Raw genomic sequence first — 20,825 nt, 5'->3', positions numbered from 1 at the left:
TCCCGATCTTGAACCCAGATATTTGCCCTGACATGAATATGAGCTCGGTGAATTTTCTATAACTTGAAAAGCTATTTTTTAAGGTTATTCAGAATGAAATTTAAATATCTTTTAAATATCAATTCTGTCTTCTCCAAATTCTAAACACTAGAAGTCCACTCTATAGCTTATTTATACTAATCTTCTCCAAAGACTTTGGTATAGCCTACATAACCTATTAGGAGAACTATTGCCAAAATTATTAAAAATGAGTTGAAAGGCAAGTATGAGAAGAAATATAAATGAATCCTGTTAGAAATCCATGATAAAAATATGAATACCATTGACATTAACATCAAGCCTTGGATAAATTTAAAGGCTGGAATCCGACTAAGTGGCATCCGCTTTTTCGCAAGAATAATCGAGCAGATTACGTGATAAGGGGCGGATAAGAGTAACAAAATATCCGCTTCCTTGCCTAATTTTCCCCAGCCTCCAGTATTGCTGGCATAGGCTATGTAACCAGCAAACACAATAGCTACAAATGCAGATATGCTCAAATTTACACTTAATACATAGGGTTCCTCTTTAGTCCCAGGAACAAATATGCAAATGTAGTAAGCTAGCCAAGGAGATAAAAATACTAATAAAAGAATAGGTATTTTATAGAGTGTTAGAAGGCTTTCTATGGTCATAAAATGCTCCCTGATTTAAAAATTCCTCTAACTTCTTATTGATCAATCTCAGCAAAAAAAACTTTAATACTACCTAGTCCGGCAAGATCAGCATAATTATGGATCTATTAGGCTAATAGCTACGAGATTAACTTTAAAATCACCTCATAGTTTAAAAGAATATCAAATTTGATAGTGATATAGCAATCCTAAATAGTTTGAGAGATTGCGACTCAAAGAGTTGCACTCTCTCAAACTATTTAATCTCATAAATGATTGAGGATATTCCCAACCAAGAATTAGTGATGCGGCGCTTCGCGCCGCCATTCATCTTTTGGGTTCTTGCATTGCTATACCCCTAAAGTTAATGTGAGTTCGATATCGCCATTTGCGTCGTGCTTCGTACGACACAAATGGCGAAAAATGGGAAGAACCGCTTAGCGGTTCTTCCCATTTTTCGCTTTCGTCGAACTGACGTTAAAGTTAGAGAGATTAAAACCATGTGATATTTGATCGGTGACAAATGCAACATTTGTAAAGTCTAATGTCAGAATTGAAATAAGTAATTCTAACTAGCGGTCTAATACTATGTCTTCGGAACATCCACCAGTTATGTTGGTGGACGGCTATAACGTAATTGGGTTTTGGAAGCACTTGCAGGAGATTCGAGATCTGCAAGGGTTTGACATTGCGCGATCGCATTTAACCGAGACGATGGTGAACTTTAGTGCTTATCACGGCTATAAGACCACATTAGTATTTGATGCTTATGTACAAGCAACCCCCGCAAAATCTGAAAAGATTACCAAAAACTTGAAACTATATTTCACCGATCACAACGAAACTGCGGATACTTACATCGAGCGTCAATGTGGCAAGTACCGCCGCGATCCGCTACGGCATTTAAAAAGAATTATTGTGGTGACTTCCGATCGCGCTCAGCAGTTAACCGCAGTTGGGTTTGGGGCGGAGTGGCTATCAGCACCAGCGCTAGAACAGGAAGTGGAAGCTACGATGCGATCGGTTCAAAGTCGCCAAAAGAATCAAAAAGCGAATACTAATAATCTATTGGGAAATCGCATTGATAGTCAGACCAAGGCTCAGTTAGCTAAGTGGCGGAATAGTTTGAATTAAGTTTCGCTAAGATAAACCAATCACGCTCTGGTTTCTGTGAGGGCAAATTTATGACTCCGCAATCTTTAACTCCTGAAGCGATCGCGCCAGAAATTCCTGAAATTGACTATCCCGATAGTGACGGTAATCCCATGTCAGACAATACTGAGCAGTATCGCTGGATTGTGATGATTAAGGAAAATCTAGAGATTATCTTTGCTAATGATCCGAATGTATTTATTGCAGGAGATTTGCTCTGGTATCCTGTGCGCTATATTCTAAAGCGCATGGCTCCTGATGTGATGGTCGTATTTGGAAGACCGAAGGGAAGAAGAGGGTCATATAAGCAATGGGAAGAAGAGAATATTGCGCCACAGGTTGCCTTTGAGATTTTGTCGCCAAGCAACAAAGATCGGCGTGGATTAGAGTCTTTAGAAGACAAGTTTAATTTCTATGAAGCCTATGGGATTGAGGAATATTACGTTTACGATCCTGATGATCTAGTGTTGTCGGGATGGCAAAGGATTAGGGATAGATTTGTTCCTATTGAAATAAAGTCTGAATGGGTGAGTCCTTTGCTTCAGGTGCGTTTTGAGTGGCGGGATGGACAAGAATTGGTGTTATATCGTCCTAATGGTCAGCGTTTTTTGAGTTCATTAGAGCTAGAGCAACGAGCTAATTTGGCTGAGCAACGAGCTAATTTGGCTGAGCGACGAGCTAATCGTCTTGCGGAGAGGTTACGAGCCTTGGGTATCGATCCTGACAGTGAGGATAAATGCTAAACCCTTTTCGCTCCCATAGATAAATTGTCTCTGCGTTGTGAGGTTTGGGCGAAGCATTACCATTTGATGATTGGGGGGATTTGTGTAAATGATGGCAGTCATCCTACGTATAAAATTCGCTAATATAGGCTGATGCGTACTGATACGATCTTCTTTCAGCTATTTCAGACTTTTGATAGCTTGTTGTTTGAATTGGTAGGATTGCCGCCCGAAACAGCAGCAGGATATCGCTTTACTTCTGTGGAAATCAAGGAAAAAGCCTTTCGCTTTGATGGCATTTTTATTCCAGAATCGTTGGATAAAAATATTTGGTTTGTGGAAGTACAGTTTCAAAAACGTGCCGAATTTTATTGGGAATTTATCGGTGAGATATTTCTATATTTGAGCCAGTACAAGCCAGAGCATGATTGGCAAGCGGTCGCAATTTTTGCGAAACGTAGTATTGAACCTGAAATACCAAAGCAATTTAGGGTGCTATTTGCGAGTGGGCATATTGTTCGGATCTATCTGGATGAATTGCCAGAGAATGAGTCACTGAATTTGGGACTTGTGAGGCTAATCGTTGCGCCAAAGAGGGAAACCATAGCTTTAGCGCAAAGGTTAGCCGATCGAGTGGGGCAGGCGGATAGAGAAAGGATGATAGAATTTATTGAGACAGTTTTGCTGTACAAGTTTCCCCAAATGAGTCGAGAGGAGGTTGAAGCGATGTTTACATTAGGTGATCTCAAGAAAACAAGGGTTTATCGGGAGGCAAAGCTTGAAGGCAAGCTTGAAGGCAAGCTTGAGGGTAAGCTTGAAGGCAAGCTTGAGGGTGAAAAAATTGGGACGCAGCGCGGTCAGGTTTTGGGGATGAGACAGGTTGTGGTGCGGCTGTTGACGCGGAAGTTGGGTAAGGTGGCTCTGAAAACTTTGAAGCGGTTGGATAAGCTATCGGCGGAGCATTTGGAAGAGTTAGTGGAGGCGGTGTTGGATTTTGAGAAGGTGGCGGATTTGGATGCATGGTTAAAAAGTAGAAAGTAAAAAGGCGAAGGGAAAAATATATGGTCATCACAGCAGCAAAACCCTATAGCTTAGAAACATTTCTAGAAATACCTGAGACTAAACCCGCCTCAGAATTTATTAACGGACAAGTTACTCAAAAATTTATGCCGCAAGGAGAACACAGTCGGTTACAAGTTAAGTTATGTACAAACATTAACCAAGTTGTTGAAACTCCAAAGATTGCCTATGCTTTTTCGGAATTACGCTGTACTTTTGGAGGAGCCTCAATCGTTCCTGATGTTTCCGTATTTCGTTGGGAGAGAATTCCTCGCAAATCATCAGGACGAGTGGCTAACCGTTTTGAAATATATCCTGATTGGGCGATCGAGATACTTTCTCCCGATCAGAGACAAAATAAAGTGATAGCTAATTTGTTGCATTGTGTAGACCATGGCACGGAGTTAGGTTGGTTGCTCGATCCTGAAGATGAAAATATTTTGGTAGTGTTACCTGAGCATCGTATTCAAATTTTGGAAGGTTCTCAAACTGTACCTGTCCTCAGTGGAATTGATTTAAGTTTAACGGTTTCCCAGATTTTTGATTGGCTAAGTTTTGAGTAGCTACATTTGCTCGTTTTGGCGATCGCATTACCATTTTGCGATCGCGTTGATATGCATAAATGGTGGCGGTAATGCTGCGCCCTACGGATAGAATTTATGGGTTTGTGTAATTGATGTTTTTCTTAATCATCTGGTGGTAGCAAAAGTTCTACTTCAATCTCATACCACGTTGTATGGGAGAGCCTAGCTGCTTCTTGCTTGCATTTGAGGAGTAGATCGATGCTATAGAGATATTTGTTTAGAGCTTGTAATTCTTCTGTATCGTTGACAATAAATTTTTGAGTTTCAATTCGGGTGATATCTGTACTGTTTAGATAATATCTGACAGATTCTAAGTCAATTAAAAATTGGGAGAATCCTAATCTTGTTGTAACAATGCCTAATTGCTCTAACTCGTCTCTAGCTCTATTGCTAGCGGCGATAATAACTGGGCTGATAATGGCGCTAACACCACTAGCAATTACACTCGTAATTGCTCTCGCATTTTCTCTAGCTTCACCTCTGTCTATGCCTCTATAAATGCACATAGTTTGGTGCAAAAGCTCGGAAGAACTATCTCTACTATTAATAAATACTATGGCTGCTGCTCGTTTAGCCGCAGGTTTAAGAATACCTGATGAACTTGCTATAACTTGATCTGCCCATTGCAGTAATGCTTTCACCTTGGGATGACGTGCATACTGTTTTGCGGCTTTGTGCATCTCTAGAAGCAGTTCATCAGAACCTCTATCCACCATCAATCCTGAAGTCAATAGAAATACTTCTCTCCATCGTTTATCAGTCAGATATTTCTCCACCATCTGCGAAATTTGACCATGAGTGTGGATATATCTTGCCGTTAGATATTCCTGCAAAGTCAGGTGCGAAAAAGAATACACATCCTCAACTCTTTCCACCAAGATACCTTGTTGAATAGCGATCGCATCTAAAACTTGTTCGCCACTAAGTTGTTTAGGCGCATTTAGATTACTTGATAGAAACTCCTTAATTCGCTCAACCAATTGAGACTGAGGAATAAATAAGCGATCTGCCGCAAAACCCTCACAGGCAATTTCTGAAAGTAACACTTCCTCTAGCTCTACGCTCAAACCCTCATAGATCGCCTGTCGCATAATTCGCTTCTCAGCAGCCCATTCCTCCAAGAGAATCCGCAAAGCCTTCTTGTATAGACCACTGCGATTATTAGCAAAGGTTTGTGACTTGTCATAGGTCAGGCAGAGAAAAGTTAGCAAAATCGGACTATGGGCAAGTTCCTTTGCCGCTTTATTTTCATCACGTTCTAGCAATTCCCAACAAAGCGCCGCCGTTCCCGCCTGTTTGTCTTCTTCGGAGCGAAACCAATTATTGATAAACTGCTGAATCTGTCCATCATCAAACTCCGACAAAATCACATCACTAAAACGCTTGAAATTATAGCGATAGGCGGCAGTACGACAAGAGGCAATGTAGCGATTTTTGTCGTAGCGATCTACAAAATCTTGAATTGCATCAATGACAGAGTTGACATTCGCTGAAGGTACTTCATCCAGACCATCTAGCAAAACTAGCAATTTTCCCTTATCTAAAGCACTTTCTGTAAATTCTTTGGGCTTAGGAAATCCACAGGTAGTAAACTCCGCCTCAATCAACGCCTTGAGATCGATTTTGCTCTCAGTGAATTTCTTAAGTTCTAGTAAAACTGGAATGGCTTGATGCTTAAAGTTGCCCTTTTTTCCTTTAAAAGATTCCAAACCAATTTTGCGAAGAAAAGTAGATTTACCTGCCCCTGGCGCGCCCAACACCATTAGAAATTGCTTTTTACTGGCAACAGTAATCCCATCTTGCCTTTCTTTAGAGCGATATCGCAGTAATCTCTGACCAGCTTCACGGTAAAGCTTTTCCAAATCATCAATAGTCGCAAACTGCTGAATCTCATCCTCTCCCAATAACTGAACTGTTGTAAATATCTCATCTAACTCAACAGGATCTTTCATTCCCAATACTTTGAGTTTGCCATGTCGTTTAGTGTAACTCTCGATATATTTACCCATCGCTTTAAATACGACATCCTGTAAATCCTTACCAACATCTCGCTTCATCCAGCTTGCAAAAATATTTTCGCCTTCCTTCTTACCACTGTCTTTCAGTACTTCGAGCGCGATCGCAACTAGAGGTGTAATAAGTGGTTCAAAGCCAGTCATAAGATTTAGAGTAATTGCAGTAGCCAGATCCTAGAGGATTTAAAGTATCTTGTAAATTAAAATTTGCTGTCTGCCCAAATACTGGTCGGCTTTCTTTGCGAATCGGTAATGGTTTGTAACTGAAATCGAGGTTGCGATCGCGCAGAAGATGAAAGTAGATTTATATATACTGATGAGATTGCAAAACTTTTAAAAAATGCATGAATTCTCTTGATCGAAAATTAGTGTGACCGTTACCAATTTTGTAACTGGCTTTATCTTTGTACTGCTTAAACTTATCTTAGATAGCAGGTAAAGTGTGAGGATTTCAGCTATGAAGAATAGGGCTATTGGCATCGCAATGTTGACTTTTTTAGCTTGTGTGCAAGTGCAAATAGTGACAAGTGAAAGTATCCAAGCGCAAACAACACAAGCACGCAAAGCAGAAGCAGATCGGCTTTTAGAGAGAGGAAATCAGTTAAATAAAGTCAGTCAATTTCGCGAAGCATTACAAGTATTTGAGAAGTCGCGACAAATCTATCGCGAAATTAAAAATCTTAAGGGGGAAGGAAATGCGTTAAACAATATTGGAAATGCATATAGTTCACTGGGGAAATATCCAGAAGCGATTGAATATCACCAGCAATCCCTAGCGATCGCTCAAAAAATTGGCGATCGCAATAATCAAGGAAATTCACTAGGGAATCTGGGTAATGTCTACTATGCAATGGGACAGTACACCAAGGCGATCGAATATCATACACAAGCTTTAGAAATCAAACAGCAAATTGGCGATCTCTATGGGGAAGGTCGTTCTTTAGGCAATCTCGGCAACGCCTATAATCTGCTCGGACAGTACGCCAAAGCCATTGAATACTATCAGAAGTGTTTGCCCATCTTGAAGCAAATCAATGATCGCGATGGGGAATCAGATTTGTATATTGCTAGCGGTATTGCCTACGATGGAATTGGGAAGTATCAAACTGCAATTGAGCAATATCAGCAAGCTCTAGCCATCAAAAAAGAAATTGGCGATCTCAATGGCGAAGCCGATGCCTTGAATACCCTTGGCGGTGCATACGATTCGCTTGGGCAATACCAAAAGGCGATCGATCATTACCAGCAATCATTATCCCTGAAAAAGCAAGTTGGCGCTCGTAGTGGTGAAGCTGATGCACTGAATAATCTTGGGATTGTGCACAATAGCCTCAAACAATATCCCAAGGCGATCGGCTATTTTCAGCAAGCCTTAGTAATTTCTCGTGAAATTGGTAACCGTAATACTGAAGGACGGACGCTTAACAACCTCGGTGGTTCTTATCGGTTACTAGGAGATATTCAAGGAGCGATCGAGAACTATCAAAAAGCTCTAGAAATCACCAAACAAATAGGCGATCGCGATGGTGAAAGCCTCTCTCTCAACAGTCTCGGAATTGCCTACAATTCACTTGGTCAAGTTCAAAAAACGCTTGATTATTATCAGCAAGCCTTAGCCATTTCCACCCAAATCGGTAACCTCGCTGGTCAAGGACGATCATTTAACAATCTTGGCTATATATTCTTGCAACAAGGTCAGCCTGATCTGGCAATTCTTTTTTATAAGCGATCGATCAATGTTCGAGAGTCGATTCGCAAAAATATCAGGGGACTGGGCAAAGAATATCAGAAATCATATCTATCAACTATCGAGAAATCTTATCGTCGTCTTGCCGACCTTTTGCTAAAACAAGGGCGTGTTATGGAAGCATTACAAGTTATAGATTTGCTCAAAGTCCAAGAGCTTGAAGAGTATCTCAAAAACATTAAGGGAACTGATCGCACATCTCAAGGCATAAGGTTGTTAGAGTCAGAGCAGGCTTTTATTCGTGATGTTGCAGTGATTGATTTTGAGCGGATGCCTGAGCTAAATCGCCAACTTGCAAATCAGATTCAACAGATTCCCAAGTCAGAGCTTAATCAAGTTCCAGATTATCTCAAAAAAATCCCTCAAGGCACGGTCTTATTCTATCCGCTCATTCTTGAAGATCGGCTTGAATTGGTGCTTTTTTCTCAGAATAGTCCACTGATTAGCCGTACAGTAAATATTAAACAGGATGATCTCAAAATTTTAATTCAAGACTTCAAATCGGAATTGCTGGATCGTGATTCTGAGGATTTTAGGGAGGCGGCGACAAAGCTCTATAATGTCTTGATTAAACCCATTGAAGCGGATCTTAAGCAAGCAAAAGCTGAGACGATTCTCTATGCTCCCGATGGGCTATTGCGCTATGTTCCTCTTGGAGCTTTGTATGATGAAAATCCAGAAGATGGCAAACATTGGTTAATTGAGAAATATCGGATTAGTAATCTGATCGCCTATAGCCTCAGTAATTTTTCTCCTAAATCGAAATCTCAGCCGAGGATACTTGCTGGAGCCTTTGGGGGCAAAACAACTGAGAGGAAATTTGGGCAGATAGGATTGCCTGCCACAATTAAGGAAGTGCAAGTGATCGCAAATTCTTTTCAAAACTCAACTACTCTCCAAGAAGAAAAATTTAGTCGTCAAGCCTTTGAATCTCAATTCAAAAAACATAATATTCTCCATTTAGCAACCCATGCTGAGTTTAATGTTGGCGCACCTAACACCTCGTTTATTATTTTTGGTAATGGTGACAAAATTAGTTTAAATGAGATTAGCGATTGGGACATGCCAAATGTCGAGCTAATCATCCTCAGCGCTTGTCAGACGGGAACAGGCACGCTTGGTGATGGGGTAGAGATTTTGGGATTTGGCTATCAAGTCCAAAAAGCTGGTGCAAAAAATGCGATCGCCTCGCTCTGGAAAGTTGATGATGTGGGGACAAGTTCACTCATGACTGCATTTTATAGCGAACTCCAAAAAGGCGATATTACGGCGGCAGAAGCATTACGCAGAGCGCAAGTTTCGCTAATCAAATCTCCAAAATACAACCATCCAAATTATTGGGCAGCATTTTTTGCGATCGGTAATGGTTTGTAACTGAAATCGAGGTTGCGATCGCGCAGCATCCGAAAGGAGAGCAAACATATATACTGATGACATTCTCAACATGGACGCGCACCCATGAATGTCATCGATGGTCGAAAAGTTTACCAAAAGATTTATGACAATATCCAAACCGTCATCAAAGGACAATCCGCCGCAATTCGCAAATTGTTAGCAGCCTTTGCTAGTGGTGGACATGTGCTACTAGAAGACTACCCTGGTTCGGGCAAAACCACCCTAGCTAAAGCTTTAGCATTTTCGGTTAGTGCCAAGTTTAAGCGGATTCAATTTACCCCCGACCTTTTACCATCGGACATTCTGGGGATTTCGATTTTTGACCCCAACGATCGCGTATTTCATTGGCATGAAGGCCCAATCTTTGCGAATATCGTTCTTGCAGATGAGATCAATCGCGCCTCGCCTCGCACCCAATCAGCGCTATTAGAAGCAATGGCAGAGTCGCAAGTAAGTGTCGATGGCAAAATCAAAAAACTGCAAGACTTGTTTTTTGTATTGGCAACCCAAAACCCAGTGGAATCTCGCGGCACTTATCCATTACCCGAAGCCCAAATGGATCGCTTTGCGTTGCAATTTAGTTTGGGTTATATCCAGCCCGAAGAAGAAGTGGAATTGCTATCTGCTCAAATCCAACAACATCCCATCGACAATATTTCGCCCTGCGTTGACCTCGAAGCGATCGCAGCCTTAATGTATCAAGTCAAGCAAGTGCGCGTCAGCCCCGAACTCCAACGCTATGTTGTCGATATCGTCAATGCTACGCGCACCTCTGAAGACGTGCAGTTAGGCGCAAGCCCCAGAGCCTCTCTATCCTTAATGAAAGTCGCACAGGCATTAGCTTTATTTGATGGCTATGAGTTTGTTACACCCGAACATATTCAAGAACTAGCGGTTGCTGCGATCGCCCATCGATTAGTGATGGAACCGCGATCGCGATTTGCGGGAAAAACCGCTGAAAATGTCGTTCAGGAAATCATTAAATCTATTCCAATTCCCGCTTGAGTGAACTGACAATGAAACAATGGTTTTACAAGGTTTTCCATTTTAGCTCAGCAATCCAAAGGCGGCTATCCAAAAGGATCACCATAACGGGAAGAGTCATCCTGCTCTGCCTATTTCTGTCAGGAGTATTTGGTGATTACACTCAGGGCATGGCGTATCAGATATTTTCCTTTCTGCTTTGCCTTGTTGCGATCGAGATTGGATTCAGCTTAGTTTTTCGCTTGCGATATAGTGCCACGCGCCATCTACCGAGATTTGCTAGCGTAGGAATGCCTCTCAAATATCGCATTACCATCCATAATCAAACTCCAAAATCTCAAACAGCCCTGAAGCTATGGGAAGAATTTGCCGATCCACGTCCGAGTTTGAGCGAATTTCTAGCGATCGCAGAGCCAAATGAATCAAAACGTAATGCCTTCGATCGCGCTGTGGGATATTTTCGTTGGCAATGGGCGATCGCTAGAAATCTGGGTGCGATCGCCAAAGCGATCGACTTACCAAGCTTGCAACCCAACAGCCAAATTGAAGTCGTATATGAAATTCTTCCCACCCAAAGAGGACTTATCCGCTTAGCAGGACTGACCATAGCTAGACCTAGCCCCTTTGGTCTATTCCACGCTTGTAAAACCCTTGGTCTACCACAAACCATCTCGATCTTACCGAAACTCTATCAGCTACCACCAATGCAAATCGCAGGTTCTCGACGCTATCAATCGGGAGGTGTGGCGCTATCATCCTCAGTGGGTGACTCCGAAGAGTTTCGCGCTTTACGGGATTATCGCGCAGGGGATTCGCTCCGTAGCATCCATTGGAAAAGCTGGGCAAAGACAGGCAAACCAATTGTCAAAGAAGAACAGGATGAGTTTTTTGTCCGCTACGCCTTGATTTTGGATACATTTCAGCCAGAGATATATAGCGAAATTTTTGAAGAGGCGATCGCAGTGGCTGCCTCCTTTGCCTATGAAGTCCAAACCCAAGAATCTCTCCTCGATCTGATGTTTGTGGGCACTGAATCCTATTGTTTTACCTTTGGGCGAGGGCTAAGCCACACCGACCGAATGCTGGAAATAATTGCCTCAGTGCGTCCCTGCCAAGATAAATCCTTTGAGGCGATCGTTCCTAGCATTGTTGAACGAATCTCCCTATTGAGTGGCTGTATCTGCGTCTTTTTAACTTGGGATGAAGAACGCAAAAATCTAATTCGCTATCTTCAGTCAATGCAGATTTTTACATTGGTTTTGATTGTTGCTAATGATGCAAATCAATTTAAGATAGATGAACTTGCAAGCGATCGCCTTACTGATTTTCGCATTCTCACTTTGGGCAATATTCAAGCGGAGTTACTCCAACGATGAAAATACCAAACCCTCTAATCATTGCGGCGGTTCTATTTTGGGGATGGCAAACAGGCTTCTGGATTTTCGCAATTCCGATCGCTGTGCTGGTGCTAGCAGCATACTGGATTCCGACTCGTTGGGATTTGACAACACTAGACTTTCGACAGATTGCGACTTTTTGCTCGGTTGGCTTTGTGGGATTAACGATTTATCTCCTCGTTTCTAGCCAATCGGTTTATTTTGTTTATACACTGCTGCAATGGCTGCCTGCAATTTTATCGATTCTATTATTGGCGCAAATTTATTCCAATACCGATGTCATTGACTTTCACACATTTTCTTCCTTTAGGGATCGTCCCAAGTCTTCAGAATCCCGCGATCGCCTGCAAATAAACCTGACCGTTCCTTACTTCGCGATCGCAATTTTGGCGGCGAGTGTATCCAGTAATCGCGATATTAGCTTTTATCTAGGAATGTTTGGGCTGAGTGCTGGAGTCTTATGGCTGATACGAAAAAGAAGCTTTTCGATTGGAATTTGTCTTTGTATTTTGCTTGTAGCTGGTAGCGCTGGATTTGTGACGCAGATCGGATTGCGTAATTTGCAAGGTAATCTAGAAAAAACAGTTATTCAATGGTTATCAGGTGACTTGACCCGTAACGCTTCCGATCCTGTCGAAAAAGATACAGCGATCGGTGATATTGGTCTGATCAAGCTATCCAATGACATTCTGTTTCGAGTAGCGATCGACAAACAACACATCCCAATTCGGCTGCGAGAATCTACCTACAATCGCTACAATTCATCTACTTGGCTTGCGGCGAAATCTCAATTTACACCAATTCAACCTGAAGCCGATCGCTTGACTTGGCAATTCACTAAAACTGACGCTCCCTATACTTCACTGACAATTAGCGATACGATTCGCAATGGCAAGCTGTTCTTGAAAATGCCACAGTCCACATTTCAAATTAGCCAACTCTCTGCTGAGAAGTTGCAAAAGAACCAATTTGGCACGATTGAAATCCAAGGCTCGGCAAAGGCAATTGACTATCAAGCTAAATTTCGGACAGGGATTAATGTAGATAGCCCACCGTCAAATGATGATTTAGATGTGCCTGAGAGCGAAAAAATTGCCCTCGATCGCATTGTGGATGAGATTGGGCTTAAGGGCGAACCACCCAAAGAAATATTGCGGAAAGTATTGCAATTCTTCAATCGCAATTTTCAATATTCTCTCAACAATGTGATCGCTAAGGATAATCGCTCCACAGCAATATCAACTTTTTTATTGAAGCAGAGGATTGGGCATTGTGAATATTTCGCTACGGCGGCGGCACTTCTATTAAGGAAAGTGGGAATTCCCAGTCGCTATGCTGTGGGCTTTTCTGTGAGCGAATATAGTGCGTTAGAAGGTCAGTATGTGGCTCGGGGACGAGATGCCCATGCATGGACTTTAGCCTATATAAATGGATCTTGGCAGGAGTTTGATACTACACCCCCAGATTGGACGACTTTGGATAAACCTGCGGCTTCGCTATGGGAATCTATTGCAGATTTTTGGGCTTTTTTAGGGTTTAAAATATCGGGTTTAGGGCAGCTATTACAAACTAGCGATCTTCTCAAACGTTGGTGGTGGGTAATTTTATTGGCTTTGGTAGGATGGCTTTTGTTTAAGGGTAAAGGACAGAGCCGACGGATAACATCGAGAAGGCGATCGCCTAAAGTAGTGAAATCCGCTAAGCAAAAGGTGACTAATTCTGATTTCGCTGCGATCGAGCAAGCTTTAAACGCTCGTGGCTTCTTTCGTAATCCTGCTGAGCCTTTGACACTATGGATTGAGAGGATTAATCTCGATCAGAATTCATTTGATGAGTTATTATCGATTATCGCTCTTTATTATCGCGATCGCTTTGATCCTTTAGGAATTAGCTTTGAAGAAAGAGAACAGCTTAAAAATGCAATTCAAGGTTGGCTAGAGCGCTATTCTTCTTAAGCGAAGCAAGGCAACCACGGGGGATTGCCCTTACCCCAAAATTAAAGGTTCCTGTAAGGGCTTTAAAAAGACAAAATGGCGTAGCCATTTTGTCTTCTGGTATTACATTGCTATATTACGGAATTGGATTGTATACACGTTCAGGCGAGGGGAATCCACATGAAGTTCCATCCTTATAGACAACCTCTTCTTCCCAAGGCAGACAATACTTGCCTTTGACCATATCCTGCATATACGTATAAGGGCAATCTTGAGCCCCTCCCTTGACTGCAACATAGCCACGATGCCCAAATTGGTAAATATTATTTTCTACGCTCCAGTATTTGCGGGCTTCTCGGACAAGATCAGGACGGACTTCGGCGGTGATAATTTCATCAGGACGATGACTACCCATTACCAAAGGTTCACCATCGAAGTTAACGATCATTCCTTCGCCCATAGAGTCAAAACTCCCATCAGATCCACACATACAGACCGAAGCTGTCACCATGAGGTTGCAAAAAGCATTTGCTTGATTAGTAATCTGCCAAGAATGACGAATTGGAGCCGTATATCCTGCTGTGCGAATCATAATTTCAGCACCTTTATAAGCACATTCTCTAGCCATTTCTGGAAACATGCCATCGTGACAAATAATTAGAGCGAGAGTGCTACCGTTTGGCCCTTCACAAACTGGAATGCCCACATCACCTGGCTCCCAAGGTTCAACAGGAACCCAAGGATGTAGTTTGCGATAGTAGAGCTTCAATTCACCCAGATTATCAATGATAATGCCACTGTTGTAGGGATTACCTTGAGGATTGTATTCCATTAGGGAAAAGCATCCCCAAATATTATTATCAATACAAGCTTTTTTAAAAGCTGCAACCTCTACCCCGTCTAATTTACACATAATGTCTGGATTTGTATCCATTGACAAACCATGTAAAGAGTATTCAGGAAATACCACTAAGTCCATAGTTGGCATATTTCGCCTTGCTTTGGCTACCATCTCACAAATACGTTTGGTTTGGGCTGCTAAGTCTTGTGGGGTAACAACCGTTGGTAGTTGAAGTTGCACCATCCCTAGGACTACTCCATTAGGGGTTTTGTTTAAGCCGCCAAGTCCACTCATGAATATTTCCCAAGATTTTTGAATTTATGTGATTTATTATTAATGGTACACAGAAGAAAAAGAGTATTTTTTGATAGATATGGCTATAGTCATTGATGATATCGGATGCTATCGTCATCATTATTTATGATGACATTCAAATTGTCTAAAGTAAGGTAATGGGTACAAAGACATATTTTCTAGTGTTGGGTATGATGGCATTTGTACTATTTGGTCTAGTGATGCCACCAGATTCCCTCCAGATGATTGTGCAAGCACAGACCGAAAAAAGCTCTGAAACAGAAGCAGAAAAGCTGCTCGAATTAGGGAATCAGCAGGTTGACAAAAGTCAATATCGTGAGTCTTTGCAGTCATTTCAAAAAGCATTAGAGCTCTATCGAGCTATAAAAGATCGTGAGGGGGAAGCATTTGCATTGAGCGGGCTGGGTAGAAACTATAACAGTTGGGGACAATATCAAAAAGCAATTAGTTCTTATCAGCAAGCTTTAGGAATCTCTAAAGAAATCAGCGATCGCACTGTTGAGGCAACTTCTTTAAATGGATTGGGAGAAGCTTACGATAATCTTGGACAATATCAGAAATCAATAGACTTCCACCAACAATCCTTGATAGTCTTTAAGCAGGTTGGCAATCGCGTTGGAGAAGCAGATGCACTCAATGGACTTGCTGATGTCCATGAAAGCTTAGGGCTGTACCAAAAAACACTTGGTTTCTATGAGCAGTCTCTAGTCATCAGAAGGCAAATTGGCGATCGCGTTGGAGAAGCATATTCGCTGAATGGATTGGGATATATTTATGACAGTTTAGAGCAGTATGCAAAATCAATTGAATTGAATGAGCAATCTCTGGTAATCAGAAAACGAATCGGCGATCTTAAGGGGCAGGGAAATTCGTTCTACACTCTAGGCAGCACTTACAGCAGTTTAGAGCAATATCAAAAAGCCATAGGTTTCTACGAACAGTCTTTAGAAACCTTCAAAAAAATTGGCGATCTCAATGGGGTAGTATATGCTCTCAATGGTTTGGGCTATGCCTATGGTAGCCTCGAAAAACATACAGAATCCATAGATTTCTTGCAGCAATCTTTGGCTATATCTAAACAAATTGGCGATCGCTACAGCGAAGGATATTCGCTCGAACATTTGGGATTTGCCTTTAGCAATCTTAAGCAAACCGAACTGGCAATTCTCTTTTATAAGCAGGCTGTCAACGTTCATGAATCAATTCGTAAAGATATTCGCCAATTACCGAAGGAAGTGCAAAAGTCCTATCTAGCCACTGTCGAAGGTAGCTATCGTCAACTTGCTGACTTACTTCTCAAGCAAGATCGGATTTTTGAAGCTCAGCAGGTTTTAGATCTGCTCAAAGTCCAAGAACTCAGTGATTATCTTCGCACAGTGCGCGGTAATGATGAAACTGAAAAAGGCTTAAGCCTCCAAACGCCTGAACAGACGATCATTGCTTTAGCGATCGAACTCAATAACCTTCAACAAAAAGATCGCGACAACAAATTATCGGCTTCAGAAAGACAACGTCTTAGCCAACTCGTCCAATCAGAACAAAATCAAAAGAAGCAATTTAATGCTTTTTTGAATAATTCTGAAGTTCAAAAACTGATTGAAGAACTGCGCCGTACTGAAAAACAAACCATCGATCCTGCAAATCTCCAAGCTCTGCGCAAAGATATTCTTACCCAGAGTCCTAACGCAGTGATGCTCTATCCTCTTGTTCTTGCAGATCGTCTTGAATTAATCTTGATTACTGCAAAAACACCACCAATCCGCCGCACTATTAAACTAATACCAATTCACAAAAGTGTGACAACACTTCTGTGAATTAAAAACCAAACCCTGTAAGGGTTTTAAAAACACAAAGTGGCGCAGCCACTTTGTGTTTTGGTATAAAGCGAGAAGAATTGAATAAAGAAATTATTGACTTTATAACTGGATTGCGAGATGCAAGCTCTGATGATGTGAAAGAGCCTGCACAAAAATTTTATACATGGTTAATCAAACCTTTTGAGAGCGAGTTAGAACAACTCAAAATTGATACGATCATCTATGCCCCTGATTCCAAGTTGCGCTATATTCCTTTGTCTGCTCTTTATGATGGGAAAAAGTGGCTGGCAGAGAAATATCGTACCAACAGTATCACTGCCCAATCACTTACCAAATTTAATCCAAAACCGATCGCAAAGCCAAGGATTTTAGCTGGAGCTTTTGGTGGTAAGAGTGATGTTCAGCGAGCAGGATTTAATGGATTGCCTGCAACTCTAGTAGAAGTCCAAAAAATCTCTGATCGCTTTGCGAATACCACAAGCCTGCTCGAATCTGATTTCACCAAAAACATTACTGAATCCAAAGCAAACTCTTATTCAATTCTGCACTTAGCTACTCATGGTCATCTCTCAGTCGGTAAGCCTGAAGAATCATTTATTCTATTTGGCAATGGCGATAAGGCGACAATCAGTGATATTCGCAACTGGACATTAAATAATGTCGATCTGGTCGTTTTGAGTGCCTGTCAATCGGGGCTAGGATCTAAGCTAGGTAGTGGCGTAGAGATTCTCGGTTTGGGATATCAGATGCAAGCAGCAGGAGCGAGAGTAGCGATCGCATCTCTGTGGAAAGTTGATGACAATGGTACACAGTTGCTGATGACTGCTTTTTATAGCGAGTTACAAAAGGGTGATGTGACTATTGCAGAAGCATTACGCCGAGCGCAGGTTTCACTAATTCGGTCAAAAGAGTTTAATCATCCCTATTATTGGTCGGCATTTTTTGCGATCGGCAATGGTTTATGAATTACTCGAAGTATTGTATTTACACTTCCTGCAAATACCGATCAACTGCTTGCAAATCGGCTAAGCCTCGGTTGAGCCGATCGCGCATTGCATCATCGAGTTTAGGATTTTGCAAAGCGACTTCTTGAATTGCTTCTAGCCATATAGACATCGGTACATGACGCACGGCTTCGCGAAGTCCCATGTTTGCCAAGATGCCGAGATAAAAGCCTGTTAAGTCTTGTCCACCATAACCATAGAATCCACTCCATAGTTCTAGTTTTTCGGGTGTGTATTCAAGGTATTGATCGGAGGTGATTGGAGTGCGATCGAGTTGGGGTTGGGGGAGTGGTGGTTGAGTCATAAGTTTACTGCGCTTTTTTTAGACGCTCAAGATCTTCTGGCAAACTCTAACACAGGCGATCGCTTGTTCTACAGTTGGCATGATGGACGGATAAATTTGAGATGACTTACTTTATGGGATTTTAAGATCTCAGATCAAGTTTCATTTTTAGACAACTCGTGTGATTTTCGCAACTAGGCAAGCCTGTCAAAAAGATGTAATAATTTGTAACAGAATTAACAAGCGATCGCTTAACCATATTCAAAACGATCAAACACATGGAACCCGAATCAATAAATACGGAAACCTCTGAATCAGAAACTAAACCCGTAATAAATATCACAATAGTTGAAGCCACTGAAGCTGAGGAAGAATTACACCGCCATGAATGTGGCGTATGTGGCTATATATATGAACCATCCATCGGCGATCCTAAACGCAATATCCCTAGTGGTACGGCCTTTGAAACCATAAGTGATGACTGGCGTTGTCCCGTCTGCAATACCAAGAAAAAAGCCTTCGCAGATATTGGTATTGCCTCCAAACCCTCAGGCTTTACCGAAAACCTCGGCTATGGATTTGGTGTTAATGTTCTTACCCCAGGTCAAAAAAATCTACTTATATTCGGCTCTTTAGCCTTAGCAGTAGCATTCTTTATCAGTCTATATGCCTTAGATTAATCTATTCATTAGCAATTTTATTTAGCATTACAACCATCATTATTTTTTATGAAAAAAAGCATAAAACGCTTTCTTAGCTCCTTTTCGATTTGTTTATTGCTTATTTGCCTAACATTATTTGGCAATATACCTAGTGCCTCTGCAAATCATGGGAACTGGCACAAAGTTGATTTGCCAGTTGCAATTACCCCCCTTGATTTATGGTTTGACAAATCTGAGCCTAATCATGGCTGGCTAGTTGGTACAGATGCAACTTTGCTCGAATCCATCGATGGCGGCAACACTTGGGAAGAGCGCAAACTTGATCTGGGTGATAGCATTTATCGCTTTTCATCGGTTAGCTTCTCAGGGTCTGAAGGCTGGATTACAGGGCAACCTGCACTATTGCTGCATACCACTGATAGCGGCAAATCTTGGTCGCGGATTGGGCTTAGCTCCAAGCTTCCTGGCGATCCCTTTGCGATCGTAGCTTCTGGCAAAAACTCTGCTGAGATGGTCACAGACTTGGGGGCAATCTATGCAACAGAAGATGCTGGACAAAATTGGAAAGCATTAGTTACTCAAGCCGTTGGCAATGCTCGCAACCTCAGCCGTAGTGAAGATGGTCGTTATGTGGCGATCTCAGCAAATGGCAACTTTTATTCCACATGGCAACCAGGTGATATAACTTGGATTCAACACAATCGGAATAGCTCTCGCCGTGTGCAGAATATGGGCTATACCCCCGATAATCGCCTGTGGATGCTGAATCGTGGCGGACAAGTCCAGTTTAGTGAAGTTGGTGAATTTGATACATGGGAGAAAAAGCAAACTCCTAGAGAAGGCGGTGGATTTGGGCTGCTGGATCTTGTTTATCAAGATGAAAATAACGTCTGGATCTCAGGTGGTAGTTCAAGATTGCTCCATAGTGAAGATGGTGGCAAAACTTGGAAACGTGATATGTCTGCGGCAAACGTCGGCGCTAATCTCTATCAGATTTATTTCTTTTCGAGCGATCGCGGTTTTGTGATTGGACAAAATGGCACATTACTTGCCTATTCTCCAGATTAAAAAAAGCCTCGCATTGCGAGGCTTTTTTCTATCTTCCTAATGCGTGGAGTGCGTTAATCGCATCCGCGCATTTTTGTGTATATGCTTCGAGTGTGGTGCGATCGCTAGCATCAGGTGGTGGAATTAACTCCCCGATCCTGACCGTGACAGGCTGAAATAACTTTGGAAATTTTGCCCCCTTCGGTAAAATTGTTTCTGTTCCCCAAATACTAATTGGCAAAAATGGAGCTTGAGTTTTTGCCGCAATCATTGCCGCCCCCAACTTTGGTTCTGTCACTCTTCCATCCAATGTACGCGTGCCTTGCAAAAAAATACCCGTTGCCCAACCTTCCTCAATAGAAGAGATCGCAGCTCGAATTGCAGCGCGATCGCCTGCTCCACGTTTGACTGGATAAGCTCCAAAGGCAAGAATTGCTTGTTTGAGCACAGGTATTTCAAATAATTCCTCTTTCGCCATAAATGCGACAGGACGACCCATGCAACTACCAACAATTAGAGGATCGAAGTCACTAGCATGATTACTAACGACGATGAGATTGCCTGTGAGTGGCACATTCTCAGTCCCATAAATTCGCTCTTGATAAAACAAATACAACAGCGGTCTAACTACCAGCCATTTGAACATTTTATATAAGAAAGGATTGCCACCTTTATCTTTTGAACTGTTAATAGCACCAGTATTTGTACCAGTATTTGCATCAGTTTGTTTGATCTCAGAGCTTTTATTGTGTTCCATTTAACAAGTTCCTACAACATTTCTATGACGAGCAAATTTAAGTTGATCAGCAAAAATAGAGCTAATTCTGCTACTTAACTTAAATTTGTTGCCATTGTTCGGGTGTATAAGTTTTGAGCGATAGGGCATGAATCGTGGTTTGCATCTGATCAGATAGGGCGGCATAGACCATGCGATGCTGCTGCATCATCGTTTTCCCAGCAAAACTAGCAGCAACAACGATCGCATCATAATGACCACTACCGACTGGGGCATTCATGCGACCTTGGTGATGCTTATGCAAATCACTACGATCTTCAATTTCGACAATTGTTGCACCGATTTTTTCTTGCAAAATAGTTTTGATAGTTGCGGTTGCATCCATGTTTTTGCTATGGCAATGTTTTGACCTAAATTACTATATCGTTTTGCAAGCTCTAATACAGCGCTTCGCGCTGAAATAAAAACTAAAGCAAGC

At 41.9% G+C, this 20,825-nt stretch carries 18 protein-coding genes; 12 read left to right on the top strand and 6 right to left on the bottom strand.

All coding sequences use genetic code 11. The annotated features are described in order from the left end of the window. Positions 1-176: 176 nt before the first annotated feature. Positions 177-674 (bottom strand): hypothetical protein, encoded by a 498-nt coding sequence (locus CQ839_RS09220; RefSeq protein ID WP_103667988.1) that lies wholly within the window; start codon positions 672-674, stop codon positions 177-179. Between the two features lie 567 nt (positions 675-1,241). On the opposite strand from CQ839_RS09220, the gene CQ839_RS09215 reads away from it, so the two are divergent. The 4 genes from CQ839_RS09215 (at position 1,242) to CQ839_RS09200 (ending at position 4,149) form a co-directional block, all read left to right on the top strand. After that, positions 1,242-1,787, top strand: coding sequence for an NYN domain-containing protein (locus tag CQ839_RS09215; RefSeq protein WP_103667987.1), 546 nt, complete (start codon positions 1,242-1,244; stop codon positions 1,785-1,787). Positions 1,788-1,837: 50 nt separating this feature from the next. Continuing rightward, positions 1,838-2,548, top strand: a complete 711-nt coding sequence (locus CQ839_RS09210) for a Uma2 family endonuclease (protein ID WP_103667986.1) — start codon at positions 1,838-1,840, stop codon at positions 2,546-2,548. A 132-nt stretch (positions 2,549-2,680) separates the two neighbouring features. Continuing rightward, entirely contained in the window at positions 2,681-3,568 is an 888-nt protein-coding gene (locus CQ839_RS09205) for an Rpn family recombination-promoting nuclease/putative transposase (protein WP_103667985.1), read from the top strand. 20 nt (positions 3,569-3,588) lie between these two features. Continuing rightward, on the top strand, positions 3,589-4,149 hold the full coding sequence (locus CQ839_RS09200; protein WP_103667984.1) for a Uma2 family endonuclease: 561 nt from the start codon (positions 3,589-3,591) through the stop codon (positions 4,147-4,149). Positions 4,150-4,271: 122 nt separating this feature from the next. Here the strand turns inward: CQ839_RS09200 and CQ839_RS09195 are convergent, their stop codons facing one another. Then, complete coding sequence (locus CQ839_RS09195) at positions 4,272-6,329, bottom strand: NACHT domain-containing NTPase (protein WP_103667983.1); 2,058 nt, start codon at positions 6,327-6,329, stop codon at positions 4,272-4,274. Positions 6,330-6,642: 313 nt separating this feature from the next. On the opposite strand from CQ839_RS09195, the gene CQ839_RS09190 reads away from it, so the two are divergent. The 4 genes from CQ839_RS09190 (at position 6,643) to CQ839_RS09175 (ending at position 13,663) form a co-directional block, all read left to right on the top strand. Then, on the top strand, positions 6,643-9,306 hold the full coding sequence (locus CQ839_RS09190; protein WP_103667982.1) for a tetratricopeptide repeat protein: 2,664 nt from the start codon (positions 6,643-6,645) through the stop codon (positions 9,304-9,306). 84 nt (positions 9,307-9,390) lie between these two features. Continuing rightward, the gene (locus tag CQ839_RS09185; RefSeq protein ID WP_103667981.1) at positions 9,391-10,332 is read left to right on the top strand and encodes a MoxR family ATPase; all 942 of its coding nucleotides are present in this window, start codon (positions 9,391-9,393) and stop codon (positions 10,330-10,332) included. A gap of 11 nt (positions 10,333-10,343) precedes the next feature. Next, positions 10,344-11,687 carry a DUF58 domain-containing protein gene (locus tag CQ839_RS09180; protein WP_103667980.1) on the top strand — a complete coding sequence of 448 codons (1,344 nt, stop codon included), beginning with the start codon at positions 10,344-10,346 and terminating at the stop codon, positions 11,685-11,687. Next, positions 11,684-13,663, top strand: coding sequence for a transglutaminase-like domain-containing protein (locus CQ839_RS09175; protein WP_103667979.1), 1,980 nt, complete (start codon positions 11,684-11,686; stop codon positions 13,661-13,663). Before CQ839_RS09180 ends, CQ839_RS09175 begins: the two co-directional genes overlap by 4 nt. Before the next feature lie 115 nt (positions 13,664-13,778). Here the strand turns inward: CQ839_RS09175 and CQ839_RS09170 are convergent, their stop codons facing one another. Further along, positions 13,779-14,777, bottom strand: a complete 999-nt coding sequence (locus CQ839_RS09170) for a formamidase (protein WP_103667978.1) — start codon at positions 14,775-14,777, stop codon at positions 13,779-13,781. 158 nt (positions 14,778-14,935) lie between these two features. Here CQ839_RS09170 and CQ839_RS09165 point away from each other — a divergent pair, with 158 nt between their 5' ends. After that, positions 14,936-16,612, top strand: coding sequence for a tetratricopeptide repeat protein (locus CQ839_RS09165; protein ID WP_103667977.1), 1,677 nt, complete (start codon positions 14,936-14,938; stop codon positions 16,610-16,612). A gap of 80 nt (positions 16,613-16,692) precedes the next feature. Beyond that, the gene (locus CQ839_RS09160; RefSeq protein WP_181016156.1) at positions 16,693-17,580 is read left to right on the top strand and encodes a CHAT domain-containing protein; all 888 of its coding nucleotides are present in this window, start codon (positions 16,693-16,695) and stop codon (positions 17,578-17,580) included. Positions 17,581-17,599: 19 nt separating this feature from the next. On the opposite strand, the gene CQ839_RS09155 is transcribed toward CQ839_RS09160, so the two are convergent. Further along, on the bottom strand, positions 17,600-17,923 hold the full coding sequence (locus tag CQ839_RS09155; RefSeq protein WP_103667975.1) for a hypothetical protein: 324 nt from the start codon (positions 17,921-17,923) through the stop codon (positions 17,600-17,602). A gap of 257 nt (positions 17,924-18,180) precedes the next feature. Between CQ839_RS09155 and CQ839_RS09150 the strand changes: the two genes are divergently transcribed. Then, positions 18,181-18,582 (top strand): rubredoxin, encoded by a 402-nt coding sequence (locus tag CQ839_RS09150; protein ID WP_103667974.1) that lies wholly within the window; start codon positions 18,181-18,183, stop codon positions 18,580-18,582. Between the two features lie 48 nt (positions 18,583-18,630). Then, positions 18,631-19,632, top strand: a complete 1,002-nt coding sequence (locus CQ839_RS09145) for a photosynthesis system II assembly factor Ycf48 (RefSeq protein WP_103667973.1) — start codon at positions 18,631-18,633, stop codon at positions 19,630-19,632. 28 nt (positions 19,633-19,660) lie between these two features. On the opposite strand, the gene CQ839_RS09140 is transcribed toward CQ839_RS09145, so the two are convergent. After that, positions 19,661-20,257: a 1-acyl-sn-glycerol-3-phosphate acyltransferase gene (locus tag CQ839_RS09140; protein ID WP_258040685.1), complete on the bottom strand. Its 597-nt coding sequence runs from the start codon at positions 20,255-20,257 to the stop codon at positions 19,661-19,663. 190 nt (positions 20,258-20,447) lie between these two features. After that, positions 20,448-20,732, bottom strand: coding sequence for a BolA family transcriptional regulator (locus CQ839_RS09135; protein WP_103667972.1), 285 nt, complete (start codon positions 20,730-20,732; stop codon positions 20,448-20,450). Between the last annotated feature and the right edge of the window lie 93 nt (positions 20,733-20,825).

Source organism: Pseudanabaena sp. BC1403 (assembly GCF_002914585.1).
Classification (GTDB): Bacteria; Cyanobacteriota; Cyanobacteriia; order Pseudanabaenales; family Pseudanabaenaceae; genus Pseudanabaena.
This window is presented reverse-complemented; position numbering and strand designations above follow the sequence as displayed.